At 53.8% G+C, this 18670-nt stretch carries 17 protein-coding genes and 1 riboswitch; of the genes, 8 read left to right on the top strand and 9 right to left on the bottom strand.

From position 1 onward, the window contains the following. Positions 1 to 80: 80 nt before the first annotated feature. The 5 genes from TALK_RS19270 to TALK_RS19290 all read right to left on the bottom strand — a co-directional run bounded on the left by TALK_RS19270 (position 81) and on the right by TALK_RS19290 (position 5227). Positions 81 to 653 carry a helix-turn-helix domain-containing protein gene (locus tag TALK_RS19270; RefSeq protein ID WP_085620788.1) on the bottom strand — a complete coding sequence of 191 codons (573 nt, stop codon included), beginning with the start codon at positions 651 to 653 and terminating at the stop codon, positions 81 to 83. 30 nt (positions 654 to 683) lie between these two features. Continuing rightward, positions 684 to 1487 carry a class I SAM-dependent methyltransferase gene (locus tag TALK_RS19275; protein ID WP_085620789.1) on the bottom strand — a complete coding sequence of 268 codons (804 nt, stop codon included), beginning with the start codon at positions 1485 to 1487 and terminating at the stop codon, positions 684 to 686. 384 nt (positions 1488 to 1871) lie between these two features. Next, entirely contained in the window at positions 1872 to 2441 is a 570-nt protein-coding gene (rsmD, locus tag TALK_RS19280) for a 16S rRNA (guanine(966)-N(2))-methyltransferase RsmD (protein ID WP_085620790.1), read from the bottom strand. Between the two features lie 6 nt (positions 2442 to 2447). Further along, a complete protein-coding gene (locus tag TALK_RS19285) occupies positions 2448 to 4508 on the bottom strand; it encodes a pseudouridine synthase (RefSeq protein ID WP_085620791.1) in 2061 nt (686 codons plus the stop codon). Continuing rightward, positions 4505 to 5227, bottom strand: a complete 723-nt coding sequence (locus TALK_RS19290) for a gamma-glutamyl-gamma-aminobutyrate hydrolase family protein (RefSeq protein WP_085620792.1) — start codon at positions 5225 to 5227, stop codon at positions 4505 to 4507. The genes TALK_RS19285 and TALK_RS19290 overlap by 4 nt, the downstream gene beginning before the upstream one ends. Before the next feature lie 262 nt (positions 5228 to 5489). On the opposite strand from TALK_RS19290, the gene TALK_RS19295 reads away from it, so the two are divergent. The 3 genes from TALK_RS19295 (at position 5490) to TALK_RS19305 (ending at position 8465) form a co-directional block, all read left to right on the top strand. Further along, positions 5490 to 5942, top strand: coding sequence for a nucleoside deaminase (locus tag TALK_RS19295; protein ID WP_085620819.1), 453 nt, complete (start codon positions 5490 to 5492; stop codon positions 5940 to 5942). A gap of 92 nt (positions 5943 to 6034) precedes the next feature. Further along, positions 6035 to 7543, top strand: a complete 1509-nt coding sequence (locus tag TALK_RS19300; RefSeq protein WP_085620793.1) for a DASS family sodium-coupled anion symporter — start codon at positions 6035 to 6037, stop codon at positions 7541 to 7543. A gap of 292 nt (positions 7544 to 7835) precedes the next feature. After that, positions 7836 to 8465 carry a class I SAM-dependent methyltransferase gene (locus TALK_RS19305; protein WP_085620794.1) on the top strand — a complete coding sequence of 210 codons (630 nt, stop codon included), beginning with the start codon at positions 7836 to 7838 and terminating at the stop codon, positions 8463 to 8465. Positions 8466 to 8519: 54 nt separating this feature from the next. Here TALK_RS19305 and TALK_RS19310 read toward each other — a convergent pair whose 3' ends face one another. Continuing rightward, positions 8520 to 10121, bottom strand: coding sequence for an OpgD/OpgG family glucan biosynthesis protein (locus TALK_RS19310; protein ID WP_085620795.1), 1602 nt, complete (start codon positions 10119 to 10121; stop codon positions 8520 to 8522). A 154-nt stretch (positions 10122 to 10275) separates the two neighbouring features. On the opposite strand from TALK_RS19310, the gene TALK_RS19315 reads away from it, so the two are divergent. Then, a complete protein-coding gene (locus TALK_RS19315; RefSeq protein ID WP_085620796.1) occupies positions 10276 to 11685 on the top strand; it encodes an adenylate/guanylate cyclase domain-containing protein in 1410 nt (469 codons plus the stop codon). A gap of 142 nt (positions 11686 to 11827) precedes the next feature. Here TALK_RS19315 and TALK_RS19320 read toward each other — a convergent pair whose 3' ends face one another. Both TALK_RS19320 and TALK_RS19325 read right to left on the bottom strand, forming a co-directional pair. After that, complete coding sequence (locus tag TALK_RS19320; protein ID WP_245830052.1) at positions 11828 to 12091, bottom strand: Atu4866 domain-containing protein; 264 nt, start codon at positions 12089 to 12091, stop codon at positions 11828 to 11830. Between the two features lie 106 nt (positions 12092 to 12197). Beyond that, entirely contained in the window at positions 12198 to 12944 is a 747-nt protein-coding gene (locus TALK_RS19325; RefSeq protein WP_211274853.1) for an SDR family oxidoreductase, read from the bottom strand. A 170-nt stretch (positions 12945 to 13114) separates the two neighbouring features. Between TALK_RS19325 and TALK_RS19330 the strand changes: the two genes are divergently transcribed. From TALK_RS19330 to TALK_RS19345, 4 genes are all read left to right on the top strand, one after another. Continuing rightward, positions 13115 to 14032 (top strand): AraC family transcriptional regulator, encoded by a 918-nt coding sequence (locus tag TALK_RS19330; protein ID WP_085620798.1) that lies wholly within the window; start codon positions 13115 to 13117, stop codon positions 14030 to 14032. 58 nt (positions 14033 to 14090) lie between these two features. Next, a riboswitch (cobalamin riboswitch) is annotated at positions 14091 to 14305 on the top strand. Positions 14306 to 14472: 167 nt separating this feature from the next. Then, positions 14473 to 15498 (top strand): ABC transporter substrate-binding protein, encoded by a 1026-nt coding sequence (locus TALK_RS19335; protein ID WP_085620799.1) that lies wholly within the window; start codon positions 14473 to 14475, stop codon positions 15496 to 15498. Between the two features lie 32 nt (positions 15499 to 15530). Further along, positions 15531 to 16535: a FecCD family ABC transporter permease gene (locus TALK_RS19340; RefSeq protein WP_085620821.1), complete on the top strand. Its 1005-nt coding sequence runs from the start codon at positions 15531 to 15533 to the stop codon at positions 16533 to 16535. After that, positions 16532 to 17332, top strand: a complete 801-nt coding sequence (locus tag TALK_RS19345) for an ABC transporter ATP-binding protein (RefSeq protein WP_085620800.1) — start codon at positions 16532 to 16534, stop codon at positions 17330 to 17332. Before TALK_RS19340 ends, TALK_RS19345 begins: the two co-directional genes overlap by 4 nt. A gap of 37 nt (positions 17333 to 17369) precedes the next feature. On the opposite strand, the gene purD is transcribed toward TALK_RS19345, so the two are convergent. Further along, entirely contained in the window at positions 17370 to 18653 is a 1284-nt protein-coding gene (gene purD / locus TALK_RS19350; RefSeq protein ID WP_085620801.1) for a phosphoribosylamine--glycine ligase, read from the bottom strand. Between the last annotated feature and the right edge of the window lie 17 nt (positions 18654 to 18670).

Raw genomic sequence — 18670 nt, forward strand, 5'->3', positions numbered from 1 at the left:
TGTGGTCAGGGCACATAAAAATGGCGGGTTCCTTTTACCGGAAACCTGCCGCAACGATCCACGAATGAAATATGCGTGGCTTATCGGGGATCGTGATCAAAACCGGTGGTCAGGCGAACGGCCGTACCGTCTGACAGGAAGAACCGTTCCCATAGAATGAATTTATCGATGATCGGCATTGGTGGCCCATTGCGACCGGATGTTTCAAATGTCAGGTGATCGGCCTGATCGTCGTGCCAGCCCAAGTCATGCAGGCTTTTCTCCGCCCGGGCAATTTCGGGGGTGGCAAATCGCCAAAGCGACATGCCGATAAGGTCGCTTGAATTACGTTGCCATTCTTTTTCGCGTGGGGCCGATGCGCAAAGCAGGCGGTGGCTGCGATCTTCGATCAGATGCACGCGCTGGTGTGATTGAATGACCAGCCGCCTGATCGCTTGATCCAGCCTGAAATTGCGGTTGCGCGTCATCATTTGACGCAAAATACCAAGCTGAATTGGGGCCGGGGCCTGAACCCCCTGTTCCCAGCGCGATACGGTGGCCTGGGTAACGCCGACGATATCGGCAAGGCGCGATTGCTTGATGTCGCTTTCGCGGCGCCATTGGCGCAGGCGGCGACCGAACTCAAGATTAGACTGTTGAGGGGCATCGTCCATAAATCAGTAAAAGCCTGATGCTGTTTGTAATTATTGACGAATTAGACCTCCAAGAAGCCTTTTTGTTTTTCTCAGAAACTCTCTGGCGCTTTGGGTTTGGCTATTATCCGGCTTAGTGTACGATGTACTCAGTTCCATCGGGCGTCGGAAAGGAACGTTTTTCACCTTCCTGTAGATAATGTTAAATACGGTATCTGGCATCGTTGGGTGGGGTACTTCCTGCACGTCGGTCAGTGCATTAAAGTATGAGCTGTAATCTTTGAAAGGACTCATCAAATTTGAGCTATTATTTACTTGCCCAAGCCAAGCCGCAACTACCTCATATTCATTGTATCCTGCAAGATCGAAAAAGAATCGTCCAGTATATAGAAAGTAACAATGGTTAAAGAAACCCCCGCATGGTAATTGATGCCATATCAAGCCGTTATGCTTTGCACCGTCATGTATGACTCGAAATGAGTTATCTTGATTGATAACATGTTCTGTTGTGCCAAAGTTACAGATAAGATCAAATTTTCCTCGAAAGCGGCTTGGAAGATTATCTTTGTTAAGGTCAAATTTAGTCGTCTTGTAATCAATCGCAAAATCGATAGCATCGTAGTGTGCGCCAATTCTATCAATTAGTTCTCCAGCAAAGGCTGATTTCTCAACAGACATACTTGCTAAACGTTGACAGAAATCAACATCAATTACATCAAATTTTTTCAGAATATCTGAAATGTCTTGTTCAGTTGCATTGTACAAATTAGAGCAGCCAATATCGAGGAACCTAGTCTCCCGCGTAAGGTAACCATTCTCAATCATTTGCACTATATGTCGTATGTCGATTGCCATATTATTACTCCCTAAAAATTATATTAACTGAATATAATGCAATGTTTATTTTTTGCTTGCAACGGCACACAATTTCAAGTGGAAATTAGGCGAAAGTCTGAGGGTGGTTTGAGTTGTATCTTGGCATTTATTCCACTCTAACCTGAGAAATATGGAATGATAAGCGGATGCTGATGGTACCCGACGAAGATTTGATCGCATGGCGGATCGGGTTTGAGTTTCGAGCATTCCGCTCGGTTCGTTAGGATGTAATGCAAGCTTATTGATTGGATACGCTTGCTTGATGTCGCAGGTGCGCTGCCAATGGCGTAGGCTGCGACCGAATTTAGAAACAGCCTGTTCTGGCGCCGTTATGTGTAGGGCCGGTTTTGGGCCTGATTTCCTTCATAAATTGAGACGGCAGATATCAATCTGGCATTTGCCATATTTGCGACTATCAAGGAATTCTAACCCATCGACTTCCGGCTGCGGATCACGTGGATCGCGTTCGGCAATGATCAGGGTTTCGGCATTGATCCAGCCGGCCTGTGTAAGAGCCGTGATGCTGGGACCCAGCAATTCCTTTTGATAGGGCGGGTCCAGAAATACCATGCTTGCGGGCTCGGTTGCGCGGGGTGGCTTGGTGGCATCGGCGCGCAGGACGCGCGTTTGATCACCAAGTTTCAGACTGGCGATGTTTTGTTCAATCGTGGCCAGTGCCCCACGATCCGTATCAAAAAATACGGCCTTTTGCGCGCCGCGCGAAATTGCTTCAAGGCCCAGCGCGCCCGACCCGGCATAGGCATCAAGCACCAATCCGTCATAAAGCGGGTTGTGTTCATCCTCGTACCAGCGTGACGCATGGCTCAGAATGCTAAAAAGTGCCTCACGCACCCGGTCAAGTGTCGGGCGTATATCACGCCCGGTCGGGGGGGTTAAATTCCGTCCCCGATGACTGCCGCCAACAATCCGCATTTTGTCTTAACCCTTTTTGCCACGGGGGCGATTGCCCGCCGGTTTGGAACCACTGCGCCCCGTCGGACGGTTGCCCGGTTTGCCATCGGCGATTGCACCGCGATTGTTGCCGACATTACCAGATGGCTTGCCACCAGATTTTTCAAATGGGCGGCCACCGGCATTTCCGCCGGGCTTGCCACGGCTGCCAAAGGATTTTCTACCTTCGTTGCGGCTATCGCCGGTCGGGTCACTTCTTACCTTGCCTCCGGGGGCGTAACGACCGCGGCCCTTATTGGTCGGGCGGTTGGTGGTATCGCGATCTTCGAACCGTGGACCCCGATCATTTCGATCCGTCCAGTCATCCCGACTTCCACGGTCTGAGCGGTCGTTGCGATCTTCACGGGTAGGTCGATCATTGCCGCCAAAATGGCTGCGCTGGTCGTCGCGCCCCCCACGATCTGAGCGGTCGTTGCGGTCATCACGGGCGGGTCGATCATTGCGGCCAAAATGGCTGCGCTGGTCGTCGCGACCTCCACGATCTGAACGGTCGTTGCGATCGTCACGGGCGGGGCGATCATTACGGTCAAAGTGGCTGCGCTGGTCGTCACGATCCCCTCGGTCTGAGCGGTCGTTGCGATCATCACGGGCGGGTCGATCATTACGGCCAAAATGGCTGCGCTGGTCGCTACGATCCCCACGATCTGAACGGTCGTTGCGGTCATCACGGGCGGGTCGATCATTGCGGCCAAAATGGCTGCGCTGGTCGTCGCGACCCCCACGGTCTGAGCGGTCGTTGCGATCATCGCGCGCAGGTCTATCATTACGGCCAAACTGGCTGCGCTGGTCGTCGCGACCCCCACGATCTGAACGGTCGTTGCGATCATCGCGCGCAGGTCGATCATTACGGCCAAAATGACTGCGCTGGTCGTCACGATCCCCACGGTCTGAGCGGTCGTTGCGACCGTCACGGGCAGGTCGATCATTGCCGCCAAACTGGCTGCGCTGGTCGTCGCGACCCCCACGGTCTGCCCGGTCGTTGCGATCACTGTGTTCGTCACGCAGTTGTCCGCCACGGCCAAAGGCCGGTTTGGCACGGTTGCCCGGACGTTCTGATTGTGTCGGGCGCGCCGGACGTCCCGAATGTGAAGGACGCCCCACCGGACGGCTATCAGTTTGACTGTCGTCTGTTGCAACGGCATTCGGGTTGGTGCCTTGCGGGCGACGGCGTGCGGCAGGCTGGCCGAAAACGGTACGGGGTGCCTTGGGGCGACCGGTGCCACCGCGTGCAACCGATTTCTTTTCTGAAACCTTGCTGTAATCACCTTTGAAAAACGCTGCCAGCTGTTCCTTCATCACCTTGCCGGTGATTTCCTCGCAATCGCCGGGGGCCAGATTGCCCAACTGGAACGGGCCATAGGACACACGCATCAGGCGCGTTACCGGCCAACCCAGATGATCCATCACGCGACGGATTTCGCGGTTTTTGCCTTCGCGAAGTGTTACCGTCATCCAGGCATTACTGTCTTTTTGAACGTCAACTTCGGCCTGGATTGATCCGTAATGCACACCGTCGACTGTGACACCGTCTGCAAGCTGTTTAAGCTTTGCCGGGTCAATGCGGCCATGGACGCGCACGCGATAACGCCGTGCCCAACCGGTGGCGGGCAGTTCAAGATAACGCGCCAATTCGCCATCATTGGTCAGCAACAAAATGCCTTCGGAATTCAAATCAAGACGTCCGACCGAAATGACTCGCGGCATATAGCTTGGCAGATGTTCGAAGACCGTATCACGACCCTGTTCGTCGCGATGGCTGGTAACCAGGCCGCGCTTTTTGAACAAACGCCACAGGCGCGGCTTTTCCTTTTGTGGCAACATCTTGCCATTGACGTAAATCTCGTCACTGTCGGTGACAGTCACGGCCGGGCTATCAAGCACCTTGCCGTTCAGTTTCACCAGACCTTCGTCGATCATGCGTTCGGCATCGCGACGCGAACAAACACCAGACCGCGCAATGCGTTTGGCAATGCGTTCAGGTTTGGAATCGTCGCTGTCGTCGGTTGGGGTCGGGGTCTGGTCGCTCATTTGCGGGCCTCGGAAATCAGGGCGTCGAAGATTTTCGCATCGCCCGAACTGATATGAAACTCGGGATGCCACTGCACCCCAAGACAATAACGATATGCCGGATGTTCAATTCCCTCGATCACGCCATCGGGTGCGACGGAATTGATGATGACATCCGGGCCGACTTTATTCACCGCCTGATGATGGGCGGAGTTAACCGACAGGCTTTTGACATCCCCGACGATCCGCGCCAGCAACGTATCGGGCTTAACCGATACATCATGCCCGGCTTCGTCGCGTGGATTGGGCTGTTCATGTGGCAGGCAATCTTGAACACTGTCTGGGATATGCTGGATCAGCGACCCGCCAAGGATCACGTTTAATAATTGTTGTCCGCCACAAATCCCCAGAACCGGCATGTCGCGTTTTAGCGCGCCATCTGCCATCGCCCATTCAAACTTGGTGCGGCGATCCTTGGTAACAACCGTGTCATGGCGTTCTTCTGCGCCAAACAGGCTGGGATCAACATCAAATGCCCCGCCGGTGACCACAAGCCCGTCAATCAGGTCCAGCAAATCAGGAACCAGATCAACCTCGTGGGGCAGCGGCATGGGAATGCCGCCTGCGGCTGTTACTGCACTGGCATAGTTTTCACGCAACGCATACCACGGAAATTTCGAATAACCACCCGGTTCCTCGGAATCAAGGGTAATGCCGATGATCGGTTTGTTGGCGCGCATGGTCTTTGTATTCCCGTTGGTGATGCTCGTGATTCTGCGTCTTGTCTGATGACACATCTATTTCGCGCGGAAACTAACCCTGTGCCCGGATAAGGGCAACGGCAATTCGCGCATATGTGCAATCGGCTATGATCTTAACACTGCTTGACCCAACAATGCACAGATTGCACTCTTGTATACGTCACACAGCTAAAAAATTATAAAAGACCGTAACGCGACATGGCACGCGAAGGTTTATATTCCCGGGATGAAAGACATCATCATGAGCGCAGATAGCTATATGGACATGGCACTTGAAGAAGCCCGCGCTGCTGCGCGGCGGGGCGAAGTGCCGGTTGGCGCGGTTCTGGTCGATACCGAAACCGGCGAAGTTCTGGCGCGCGCAGGCAATCTGACCGAGGAACTTAATGATCCGACGGCGCATGCCGAAATTCTTGTGATCCGGGCGGCTGCCGGGGCGCGCGGCGAACCGCGCCTGCCCAATTGCGATCTTTATGTCACGCTTGAACCCTGTCCGATGTGTGCCGCCGCCATATCATTTGCCCGCCTGCGCCGAGTTTATTTTGGTGCCTATGATCCCAAAAGCGGCGGCATTGATCACGGCCCGCGCATATTTGAAAGCACAAGCTGCCATCATCGCCCCGAAGTCTATGGTGGGATTGGCGAAAGCGAAGCTGGCAAGCTTTTGAAGGATTTCTTTGGGTCGCTGAGATAGATCATTCTTTCTTTTGTCAGAAAAGTTTAGGGTCGGTTTCTGTCTGAAATGGAATTTCATTTCGGATGACGTGCCTGACAAAGGAGAAGAAGATGCCTCGTCAAACGACGGTCGGTAACCCGGTGGAAAACCAGACGCCCAAACGGTCGGTCTGGTTTAATCCGGGCCTGATCTGCGCGACAGCAGCACTGATCGTCATCATGTTGCTTCCGCTTCCCGAAGGATTGCCTGTGGCAGGTCAGCGAATGCTGGCTATCTTTGTTTTTGCCGTGATCATTTGGATATCCGAGGCCCTTGATTACGCGATAAGTGCGGTGGTGATTGGTGCTCTGATTGCGGTTACGTTGGGGCTTTCGCCTGATGTTGCCAATCCCGATGCGATTTTGGGAACGCGCAAGGGGCTGGCTGCAACAATGGCTGGTTTCAGCAGTTCGGGTTTGGCACTTGTCGCCGCAGCCCTTTTGCTATCGGCAGCAATGACGATTACCGGTCTTGATCGCCGGATCGCGATGTTTGTGTTGTCAAAGGTTGGCACGAAAACAAGCCATGTCGTCATCGGGTCGATTGTTGTGGCGACACTTCTTGCCTTTCTTGTGCCCAGTGCGACGGCGCGTGCTGCGGCAGTGATACCGATTATGGTTGGCATCATTTCGACGTTCGGGGCGGGTAAACAAAGCCGTTTTTCTGGGCTGTTGATCCTGACGACGGTTCAGGCTGTCAGTATATGGAATGTCGGCATCAAGACAGCGGCGGCACAAAACATGGTTGCTGTCGGATTTTTGCAGCGTGCCTTTGGTGTCGATATCACTTGGTTGGATTGGTTTATTGCCGCGGCGCCGTTCTCGGTTTTGATGTCGATCGGGTTGTATTTCATCATGATGTATATGATGCCACCCGAACATGAAACCATCCCGGGGGGCAAGGAAAGCGTTCAGAAAGCGCTTAAGGAAATCGGGCCAATGACAGGCCGCGAAAAAAGATTGCTCTTTCTGTCATTGTTGCTTGTGTTTTGCTGGGCAACAGAAGGTGTTCTGCATTCCTTTGACAGTCCGACATTGACGGTGATTGCGGTGGCGTTGCTGTTCTTGCCGGGCGTTGGTGTGATGAAATGGAAAGAGGCGAATGCCGGCTATCCGTGGGGGACGATTGTTCTGTTCGGGATTGGTATCAGTCTGGGGACGGCCTTGCTGTCGACCGGTGCGGCGCCGTGGCTTGCAAAATTCGTGGTTGTTCAGTTTGGTTTGGATGGATTGGGACCCCTTGTGATCTTTGCCATTCTCGGGCTGTTCCTGATTATCGTGCATCTTGGTTTTGCCAGTGCGACCGCACTTGCATCTGCCATGATACCGATTGTAATCGCGGTTCTTGGGCAGGTCGATACGGTGGGTATGAATGCTTTTGGCATGACGATCCTTTTGCAGTTTGTCGTCAGCTTTGGCTTTATCCTGCCGGTTAATTCTCCGCAGGGTATGGTAGCGCATGGCACGGGAGCCTTCGAAGTGCGCGACTTTATACGCACAGGGATTGTCCTGACGGTTCTGGCTTATCTCCTGACCTTGTTGTTTGCGGCAACTTATTGGCGCTGGCTCGGAATGATCTAGCGCCTGTTCGCTTTCGAACGAAAAGCCCGCCCATAGGATCAATGGGCGGGCTTTTATTTTGTCTGATGAAAAGTATCTGTCATGCGTTTGGTCCTGAATTTCAAAAAATCATGCGGACCACATTGTGTTCAGTTCGTTCAAGTGAAGCGGCTTCTGCGTTTCCCCAACGTTCCTTGATGGCAATATAATGTAACAAGTTAAGATACATTAAATTGACGAATGCGTCATTGTATGTAATAGCAAAAGTTACGTTACTGAAAAATGTGTCACACCTGATGAAAAGGAACCCGTTATGAAGGTTGACCCAAATATGGCACCGCCTCTTTTTTGGGAACAGCATTACGGCAAAATGACTTCGGAACCGAGCGGTCGACCATCGGCTGTCCTGAAGCGTTTTGTCGAAAACAGGGCCACAGGCACGGCGTTGGAACTTGGATGTGGGCGCGGTGATGATGCGATTTGGCTTGCAAGTGAGGGTTGGCAGGTGACGGCTGTTGATATTTCAAAGACCGCACTGGACTATGCGCGGGCCAATGCAAAGCGATCCAATGTCACATCAAAGATCGATTTCAGGACCTGTGATCTGGTCTCAGATTTTCCCGATGGTGACTATGATTTGGTTTCGGCGCTGTTTTTGGAGTCCCCGGTAACCTTTCCGCGCGAGGCGGTCTTGAAACAGGCCGCCGCCGCCGTGCGGTCGGGCGGGATGTTGTTGATTGCTGCCCATGGACCGATGCCGCATTCATCAGCGCATAGTCAAGACAGGGTGTTCCTGTCCCCCCGCCAATCCCTGAACCAGATTGATCTCGATCCTGCCAAATGGCGAGAGGTCTTTGTCGATACAATAGATCGCCCCGGAACCGGCCCGGATGGCAAAGCGATGGATTTGACCGATACCGTTATCGTCATTGAACGGATTTAATCAAAAAGCCAGATGCAGGTTTGCATCTGGCTTTGTTTTTTGGCCTTGTCTTCTTTATCCCTGCTGCTGACCACGTATCCCCGGTAAATGCTGGAACATCCAGGTTTCGCTAAGCGGTGCGTCACCGCGTTTTAGATACATCCGCAGATCAACCGGATCGGTTCCCTCAACACGCAGATCAAATGCCGCCCGCCAGATGCGGGTATCCATGATCGGTTCGATTTTGGTGCGGACAATTTCCCCGCGCGAAGTTGAAACGACGATTTCGGGAAACTCGCCATAAGCCAGCGTGCCAAGGATATCGCCCTCGAACTCGACCGAGAATTTCAAAAGGTCGTGCGGGCGCACAGTGCCGGGTTCGCCGCCACGGCCCATGCGGGTGGCGGAAACATGGGCCAATTTGTCCATCGGGAACGGGTTCTGCGCCTGCCAATACAGGCGATAACGGAATTGATAGCGATTGCCCGCCTTGGCGGGGGCACTCGGCACCCAAAACGCGCCGATATTGTCATGGATTTCATCATCGGTCGGGATTTCGATCAACTGCACCGAACCGTCTTCCCACGCGCCAAGCGGTTCAACCCACAGGCTGGGGCGGCGGTGATAGCGCACCCCGTCAAGATAATGGCTGACGTCGCGGTCACGCTGCATCAGGCCAAAACCGCGCGGGTTTTTATCGCCAAAGGCCGATGCTCGAATGACTTCCGGGTTGTTCAATTGCCGCCAGATGCGTTCGCCATTGCCGGTCCAAAGTTCCAGCCCGTCGGAATCGTGGACTTCCGGGCGCCAGTCAAACCGGAACGATTTGTTTTGTTCAGAATACCAGAACATGCTGGTCAGCGGCGCAATGCCAAGTCGTTCGATATCCTTGCGCAGGAACAGATGTTTTTCGACATCCATCGTCACACCTTCGCCGCGCGTCAGGTAAAACCGATACGCCCCCGTGATGCTGGGCCCATCAAGCAGGGCATAGACAGTCACCGGCGCATTGGTCGATTTTGCCGGTTCGATATAAAACGCCCGAAAATCGGGAAATTCTTCGGGAAGTGAGGTTGCCGTATTGACCGCGATCCCACGTGCTGACAGGCCATATTGCCCTTCATCGCCAATCGCACGGAAATAGGATGCGCCAAGGAACGCTGCCCAGTCCTGGGTCTTCCAGTCATCGCGCTCGACATCTTCATGCAGGCGGAACCCGGCAAAGCCGCTATTTTCCGAAAGCTTGCGCGCGATGCTGTCTTCGGGCATGTCGAAATAATCGGGTGTATAGACAACCTCGCGGGATGTGCCACCGTCAATCAGATGCATATGCACGGGCTTGGCGAAATACATACCCAGATGGAAAAATGTCAGTGGATAGGTGCCTGACCCATCGGCAAAGGGCGAAAACTCGCGCTTGTAATGCAGTTTTCCATGGGTGTCGTAATCGATCTTGCCGACAATTTCGGGATCGGGGGCGACGGGTGGTTCATAGGGCGATTTCGCCATGGTTTCGGCGCGCGCAATCAATGCGTCAAAGCTGAAGCTTTGCGGATCGCCAAGATCAAGTTTCTCGTTCGCAGCCCTGGCACCATTGACCATCGACATACCCGGCAGGATCAGCCCGGCAGCAGCCAAGGATTTCAGAAATCGTCTGCGTTCCACAGAAGTCGTCATCAATCACGTCCCGATAATTTAAGCTGTCCGGAACTATACCGAACAGTGTGGAGGTAATCGGGATAAAACATGGCGAATTCAAGATCATAATATCTGCATTTTATGCATGGCAGCATGCCCAAACCCTGCCTAAATACACTTGCAAAGATTTAAAATGGCGGGGTCGCCAACGCAGAAAGGCGTTTTGATGCAGGAAACCGTCGCCGCAAAGGCTGATCAGGCCGCCATTTTTCATGATGCCGAACAAACCGGGCTGCGTTTGGCGATCAAAGGGCGGTTGGTTGCCCTGATCCTGATGGGCGGCTGGCTTGTTGTTACCCGTGCCAGCGACCCGTTGCGTGCCATTGAATATCTGCTGGTTCTTGGTGTCTTGGCCGGGTTTGGCATTGTTCATTACAAGATCATTGGCACATCGCGGGATCGCAGTTGGGTCAAATACCTGTTTGTTGCGCTCGATATCGCATTTTTGTCTTTGCTGATCGCAACACAGCCGGTTTTTGACACTGTTGATCTGCCTCAGGCTGTGATTTTTCGAACCCCGATCTTTCCGTTCTACTTTATCATTTTGGGCGTGGCCGCGTTCAGTTTCTCGCCCGGTCTTGTGTTATGGGCCGGGGCATGCGGCGTGGCCGGGTGGCTTGGTGCCTTTGCCTTTGCCATTCGCGGCATGGAACAGACCTTTGACTGGAAAGATATCGGGACCATGCCCGATACCCAGACCTTTGTGACCTATTTCTTCAGCCCTAATTTTGTCGGCACATGGAGCCGCCTTCAGGAAGCCCTTGCGCTTGGTGTCGTGGCCATCTTGATCGGGCTTGTCATGTGGCGCGCGCGCTATACCGTGCGTCGCCAGATCGAAGCCGAACAGGAACGCCGCACGATTTCCGATATTTTCGGGCAATATGTGCCCGCGGCCGTGGCCGAAGTCCTGATTTCGAAACGCGGGACGCTGGCACCGGTCGAACGCGAAGCCACGATCCTGTTTGCCGATCTGGCCGATTTCACCAAACTGACGGAAACCATCGGGCCAAAGGGCATTGTCGAAGTTCTGAATGCCTATTTCGATGCGGTGTCCCTGATCATTACCCGCCATCACGGGGTGATAACCCAGTTTCAGGGGGATGCCATTCTGGCAACGTTCAATGTCCCGGCCGAGGACCCCGATCATGCCGGATGTGGCGTACGGGCCGCGCGTGAGATTGCCGACCTTGTTCAAAGCCGTAATTTCGCCGGTATCGCCCTTCGTGCCCGGATCGGGATTTGCACCGGTACGGTGATCGCCGGAAGTGTCGGCGGGGGCGGACGCCAGAATTACACCGTGCACGGTGCCACGGTGAACCTTGCCGCCCGGTTGGAGGAAATGAACAAGGAACTTGGCACCGATGTGCTGATTGCGGCAACGACGACCAAACATCTGAGCGGTTACAATTTCAAACAGATCGGGCAGATGGACGTACGCGGCCTGGCCGAACCGATTGACCTTTATACCTTTGGACGTGATGCCAGTGCAGACAGTGATGCAAACCGTAGCGCGCCAGCCGGTTCTGCTGCATCGGTGTCCTAAGCACATAAAAAAGGAACGGCATCACAAGGGTGCCGTTCCGAAAATTACCGGATAATCTCTTTGCCTGCATAAGGCATCGTTATTCCCGTGAAGGTGTTTTCTTTATACCCGGCGGATCAGTTGCCATGGAGCTAGGTCATGCCTACTGCAACGGCTGGCGATACATCACCATTCCGGCGTGATACAGGATGCCGTCTTCGAAATAGCCATCGGCGGTAAAGCCGGTATCATCCCAGTAATCAATGTGATTGCCGGAAATTTCGTAACGGCCCTGATAGGCCGACTGGCGGTTGCCGCGTGCCTCGTCATAGCGCCCGCTTGCAAGCAACTCTTGGCGGATATTGCCATCTGCGGTTACCCACATGCCGATATAGGGATGCGGATCGTTTGATGCGGGGCCGGGCATATGGGGTTCCTCCTGTGCGGTGGGAGAACTGAAAAAAAGCATCAAAAGATTGCTGATCGAAGATGCAAACATATGACGTACCATATGGTTTTCTTTCGGTTTGCGATCAGTATGCTGTCGCTGTCGGCCGGACGATGATTTCGTTGACGTCGACGTCTTCAGGCTGGGCAATCGCATAAAGGACCGACCAGGCAATGGAAATCGGGCTAAGGGCGGTTTTGCGCAGTTCGCTAAGGAAACCTTTGGCATTGGCATCGGTGATATCGTTACCCAGTTCGGTTTCGACCACACCGGGCGAAATCGTTGTGACACGCATATTGTCGCTTTCCTGACGCAGCCCGTCGGAAATCGCCCAGACGGCGTATTTGGTGGCGCAATAGACGGCTGCTGTCGGTGAAACGCGGTGTGCCCCGATGGAGGCGGTGTTGATCACATGGCCGCTGCCCTGTTCCTTGAAAATCGGAAGGGTCGCGGCAATGCCGTTCAAAACGCCACGGATATTGACATCAATCATCTTGTTCCATTCATCAACCTTCAATTCTGCCAGTGGGGATAGCGGCATCACCCCGGCATTGTTGAAAATCACATCGACCCGGCCATAGGTGTTTTTGGCGAAGTAAACCAGTGCTTCGACATCGTCGGCATCGGTCACATCAACTGCGCGGCAGGTGGCGGTGCCACCTTCGGCCTCAATCTCGGCAACGATGGAATGAAGCTTGGCAGTGCGACGCGCGGCCAGAACAACCTTGGCACCATTTTCCGCCAGCAATTTTGCTGTCGCTTCGCCAATGCCGCTGCTGGCACCGGTGATAACGACGACCTTGTTTTTAACATTTTGCGACATAAGCGACATGACGTCCTCCGTGTGTTTGTTCATGGCGCTTAATGTGATCGCAAAGGGGCGTTTGATGAATACACAGAACTCTTGATCAATTGCCTGATTCTCCAGCCAGGCTGAATTCCACTTTTTCACAGGGTACTGAACGGCTATAGTGTATATTAGGAAATCAAAGGAGTTCGGTGATGTCTGTGTTTGAAGAAATGACGGGCCTGATTGATAAATACTGCAAAGACGAAGGCCCGACCGACACACCAGTTGCTCCGTTGCGGTTCTATCGTGCGATCGGACCCAGTCTTAAAGTCCCGACCATCTACAAGCCCTGTCTGTGTATCATTATCACCGGGGCCAAAGAGGTAACGCTGGGTGATGATCTTTTTCGTTATGAACCCGGCCAGTATCTGGTGGCATCGGTCGATCTGCCGCTTGTCGGTCGTGTGATAACCGCAAGTTCAGAACAGCCCTATCGCAGTTTATCACTTGAACTGGACGGGCAGATGCTAAGCGATCTGGTGACCCAGATTGATCTTGATATCGGGGCCGGGTCCGACAGTGACCGGGGCCTTTATGTCGATCAGGCGGGGGATGCGTTGATGGATGTGGTTTTGCGCCTGATGCGTCTTGTCGATCAAAAGGATGACATTGCGGTTATGGCGCCGATGCTGTTGCGCGAATTGCATTATCGACTGTTGCGCGGTGTTCAGGGCAGCAAGATCGCCCAGATTGGTATGGGCGGCAGCAATATGCAGCGAATTTCCGCTATCATCCGCCAGATGAAGGATGATTTCGCAACCCCGCTTCGGATCGATGATCTGGCCGCCAAGGCCAATATGAGCCCATCATCCTTCCATCATCATTTCAAGCAGGTCACCTCTATGAGCCCGCTTCAGTATCAAAAACGTCTTCGCCTGACCATGGCACGCCAGATGATGCTGACAGAAATGAAGGATGCGGCAACCGCGGCCTATGAAGTCGGTTATGAAAGCCCGTCGCAATTTAGCCGGGAATACGCCCGTTTGTTTGGTTCGCCGCCGATGCGCGATATTTCGTCGATTCTGGGCCGGCTGGATTCTGATGGCATGGCAGCGACAAACGCATATTAAGACAATTGCAATCATTGTAATCCGGTTGCAATTGTCTTGACCCTTACAGGCCAAGCTGTCACATCAATTGATTATCGGTATCCGAAATTCGGATAAAGGGAATTCGAAACCGATTGCCCCGTCTGGGGCATTTGGTGAACCGAAGCTGCCCCCGCAACTGTAGGCGGTGAGCATTACCCGAAAGCTATACCACTGAGGCTCCCAATGCCTTGGGAAGGTCGGGAAATGCGTTGAACCGTGAGCCAGGAGACCTGCCGATATTCGTAGCGACTGACCGGGCGGGGTGCCCCGGAGATGTTCGGATATGCGGTAGCCTTTCTTCGGTTGGACAACCTGTCCCTGATCCCGATAACAGGTAATTCCCGCAGTCGGATGTTTCCCTGATCCCCAAATCGGTTTGTTGTTTTGCGCTAACTGGTTTGTCTGTGAAAGGACGCATCATGACCAGACTTTATAATTCTGTTCTGGCTGCCGGGGTGATTGCAGCCGGGATTACAATACTTTTCGCGCCCGCGAAGGCGACTACTTATCCGTTAACGATCGAAAACTGCGGTCACAGCGTGACATTTGATCACGCGCCAAACCGGGTCGTATCCATCGGCCAAAGCAATACCGAAATCCTGTACTTGTTGGGGCTTCGTGAAAAACTGGTTGGCACAGCGGTATGGCTGGGGCCGGTTCAGGAAGAATTTCAGATAATCAATGAAACCATCCCGCGTCTGGCCGATAATGATCCCAGTTTTGAAAGTGTCGTCGGGCAAAAACCCGATTTGGTAACGGTACAATTCCAATGGCATGTCGGCCCGAATGGCAAGGTCGGGAGCCTTGGTCAGTTTGCGGAGCTATCAATTCCCGTCTATACCGCACCGGCCGATTGTCAGGGCAAGGATAATACAACCGGCGGCGATGGCACACGGATTGATGCCTTTTCGATGGATCGGATTTATCAAACGATTGATGATCTTTCGCAGATATTTGATGTCGAAACCCGTGGTGCGGAACTGATCACGCGGTTGAAAATCCGTGAACAGGCCGCACGTGAAAAAGTTACCGCCATCCAAGGCCGTGATCTGTCGATCCTGTTCTGGTTTTCCAGTGCCGAAATCGATGTTGATCCCTATGTCGCGGGTGCCAAGGGGGCACCGGGCTATATCATGTCGATCCTGGGTGTGGATAATGTGATCAAAAGTAACGAGGAATGGCCAACCGTCGGATGGGAAACCATCGCGCGCGCCAATCCCGATATCATCGCAATCGGTAAAATGGACCGGCGCCGTTTCCCGGCCGATGACTGGGAACTAAAAATGCATTTCTTGAAAACCGATCCGGTGGTGCGCGAAATGGCGGCGGTCAAAGCCGGTCATATCGTGGTGATGGATGCGCAATCGATGAACCCGACCATCCGTACGATTGACGGGATTGAAGCACTGGCCAAGGCAATTACGTCCTTTGGGCCTGCACAGTGATCGTGCGCCTTATTGCCAGTCCGGTATTTCTGATGCGCGGTGGTGCGGCTTTTGCCGCACTGCTGTTGCTGGCAATTGTTCTTGCCTTTGCGGCATCGGTCGGTGAAACCGCCATTCCGGTCAAAACCGTGATGGATACGATTGCCAATCATCTTTGGGATGCGGGGTATTCGGTTGACGTCATTGATGCTGGTATTATTTGGAACTATCGCCTAAGCCGCGCGATTGTCGCGGCCAGTTGCGGCGCGGCATTGGCTGTTTCGGGGGCGGTATTACAGGCACTTTTGCGTAACAGCCTTGCCGACCCTTATTTGCTGGGGATCTCTGCCGGGGCTTCGACCGGGGCGGTCAGTGTCGTGATCCTTGGCCTTGGGGCAGGGATGTTGTCGCTGTCACTTGGTGCCTTTATCGGGGCGGTGGCAGCCTTTGGCTTTGTTGCGCTTTTGGCCTTGCAGGCCGGGCGCGGCACCGGGGCGATCATTTTGGCCGGGATTGCCGGATCGCAGATGTTTAACGCCCTGACATCCTTCATCGTTACCAAATCGGCCAGTGCCGAACAGGCGCGGGGCATCATGTTCTGGCTTTTGGGCAATCTAAGTGGTGTGCGCTGGTCGGATGTATGGCTTGCCCTGCCGGTTGCGGTTATCGGGCTTTTGATCTGCCTTTGGCATGCGCGCGCCCTTGATGCCTTTACCTTTGGGCGTGAATCGGCAGCATCCCTTGGGGTACCGGTTCGGCGCGTTTATGCCGTGCTGATTGCATCGGCGGCCATGATGACGGCGGTGATGGTCAGTATTGTCGGATCCATCGGTTTTGTCGGGTTGGTGATCCCGCATGCCGCCCGCTTTTTTGTCGGCACACGCCATGGTTTGGTGTTGCCTTTATCGGCCCTGATCGGGGCTTTGTTCCTTGTCTGTGCCGATGTCATTTCGCGGGTGATTGTACCGGGGCAGGTTTTGCCAATCGGGGTGATTACCGCCCTTGTCGGGGCACCGGCCTTTGCCTTGATCCTGTGTCATGGAAGGATTTTGCGATGACGCTGGAACTGCGGGATGTTGTCTGGTCGGCGGGATATCGCAAGATCATTAAAAATGTCTCGATCCGGGTTGAACCGGGCGAATTTCTGGGATTGATCGGGCCAAACGGTTCGGGGAAAACCAGTTTGATGTCGGTTTTATCGGGCGTGCGTGCCCCTGCTGGGGGGCGTGCCATGCTGGCCGGTCGGGATATGAAAAAACATGGTCGGCGGAAATTGGCCCAACAGATCGGCTTTGTCGAACAACAGGCCGACACAACGGATCGCCTGACGGCGCGTGAAGCCGTGTCCTTGGGCAGAACACCGTACCTTAGCATGCTGTCGCCATGGTCGGATCGTGATGATGTGATTGTTGAACGTGCCCTTGGCGATGTTGATATGACTCATCTTGCCGACCGATTCTGGCATACGCTTTCGGGGGGCGAAAAACAGCGCATCCACATTGCGCGTGCTTTGGCACAAGAACCGAAATTCTTGTTACTTGATGAACCGACAAACCATCTTGATATCCGTCATCAGCTTGGCTTGCTTGAACTGGTTAACCGGTTGCCGGTAACCGTGGTTGCCGCCCTGCATGATTTAAACCATGCGGCGATGTATTGCGATCGGATTGCCATGATGTGTGATGGGGAACTGGTTGGTATCGGAAGTCCGGCGGATATCCTGACACCCGAAAACCTGCGCGATGTTTTTGGTGTTGATGCCAATATTGAACACACCGCTGACGGGTTTTGCCTTGTCCGATATCACGGGTCCCGCCGCATTAATGTTGCCAACAAAAAAGACCGGGTCGCGTAAACCCGGTCTTTTGTAATCTTGGTGGTGTTGAACGGGATCAGCCCTGTTCGCGCGCAACAGCACGCCAGCCAATATCACGGCGGCAAAAACCATCCGGCCAGTTAATTGCATCAACTGCCGCATAGGCACGTTTTTGTGCGTCGGTCACCGAACTGCCACGCGCGGTAACCCCTAAAACGCGCCCGCCGGTTGCGGTTAGTTTGTCACCATCCATTTTGGTCCCGGCATGCAGGACTTTGACTTTGTCCATGGCATCGGCATCAGCAACGTTTTTGATCTCGGTGCCTTTTTGGTAACTTCCCGGATATCCCTTGGCGGCCATGACAACGATCATTGCGGTTTCGTCATGCCATTCGGGTTTGACACGATCAAGCGTTCCTGTCGCCGCCCCATCAAGGATATCAAGCACGTCTGATTTCAGGCGTGTCATCAAAACCTGACATTCCGGATCACCGAAACGAATGTTGTATTCGATCAGTTTCGGGTTGCCCGCATTATCAATCATCAACCCGGCAAACAACACGCCTTTGAATGGGTGACCTTCATCGGCCATGCCCTTGACGGTCGGCACAATGATTTGTTCCATAACCTTGGCTTCAACCGATTTGGTGAATACAGGGGCGGGGGAATAGGCCCCCATACCACCGGTATTGGGGCCGGTATCGCCTTCGCCAACAGCTTTGTGGTCTTGGGCCGCAACAAGGGGAATAACGTTTTCGCCGTCACAGATGGCAAAGAACGATGCTTCTTCGCCGGTCATGAATTCTTCGATCACCAGTTCCGCACCGGCAGCCCCGAATTTGCCATCCAGCATGCATTCATCAATGGCGGCAAATGCCTCGTCGACTGTTTGGCAAATGGTAACGCCCTTGCCTGCCGCCAGACCGTCGGTTTTGACCACAATCGGCGCACCGTGTTTTTCGACAAAGGCACGGGCATCTTCGGGTTTGGTGAAGCGGCCATAGGCAGCGGACGGCACGCCGAACTTTGCCACCATATCCTTCATGAAACCCTTGGAACCTTCAAGCTGGGCGGCAGCCTTGGAACAGCCAAACGATTTGATGCCAACCGCGTCAAGCGCGTCAACAAGGCCCGCGACCAGCGGTGCTTCGGGTCCGACAACAACCAGATCAACCTGATTTTCGCGGGCAAATGTCACAAGGCCGTCAATGTCGCTGTCGGCAATCGCAACGCATTGCGCGGAATCGGCAATCCCCGCATTGCCCGGCGCGCACCAAAGTTTGGTAAGGCGCGGGCTTTTTGCAAGCGCCCAACACAATGCATGTTCACGTCCGCCACCGCCAACGACCAGAACCTTCATGACTTTTAACCTCGATT

The organism is Thalassospira alkalitolerans, assembly GCF_002115745.1.
In the GTDB taxonomy this organism is placed as follows: domain Bacteria; phylum Pseudomonadota; class Alphaproteobacteria; order Rhodospirillales; family Thalassospiraceae; genus Thalassospira; species Thalassospira alkalitolerans.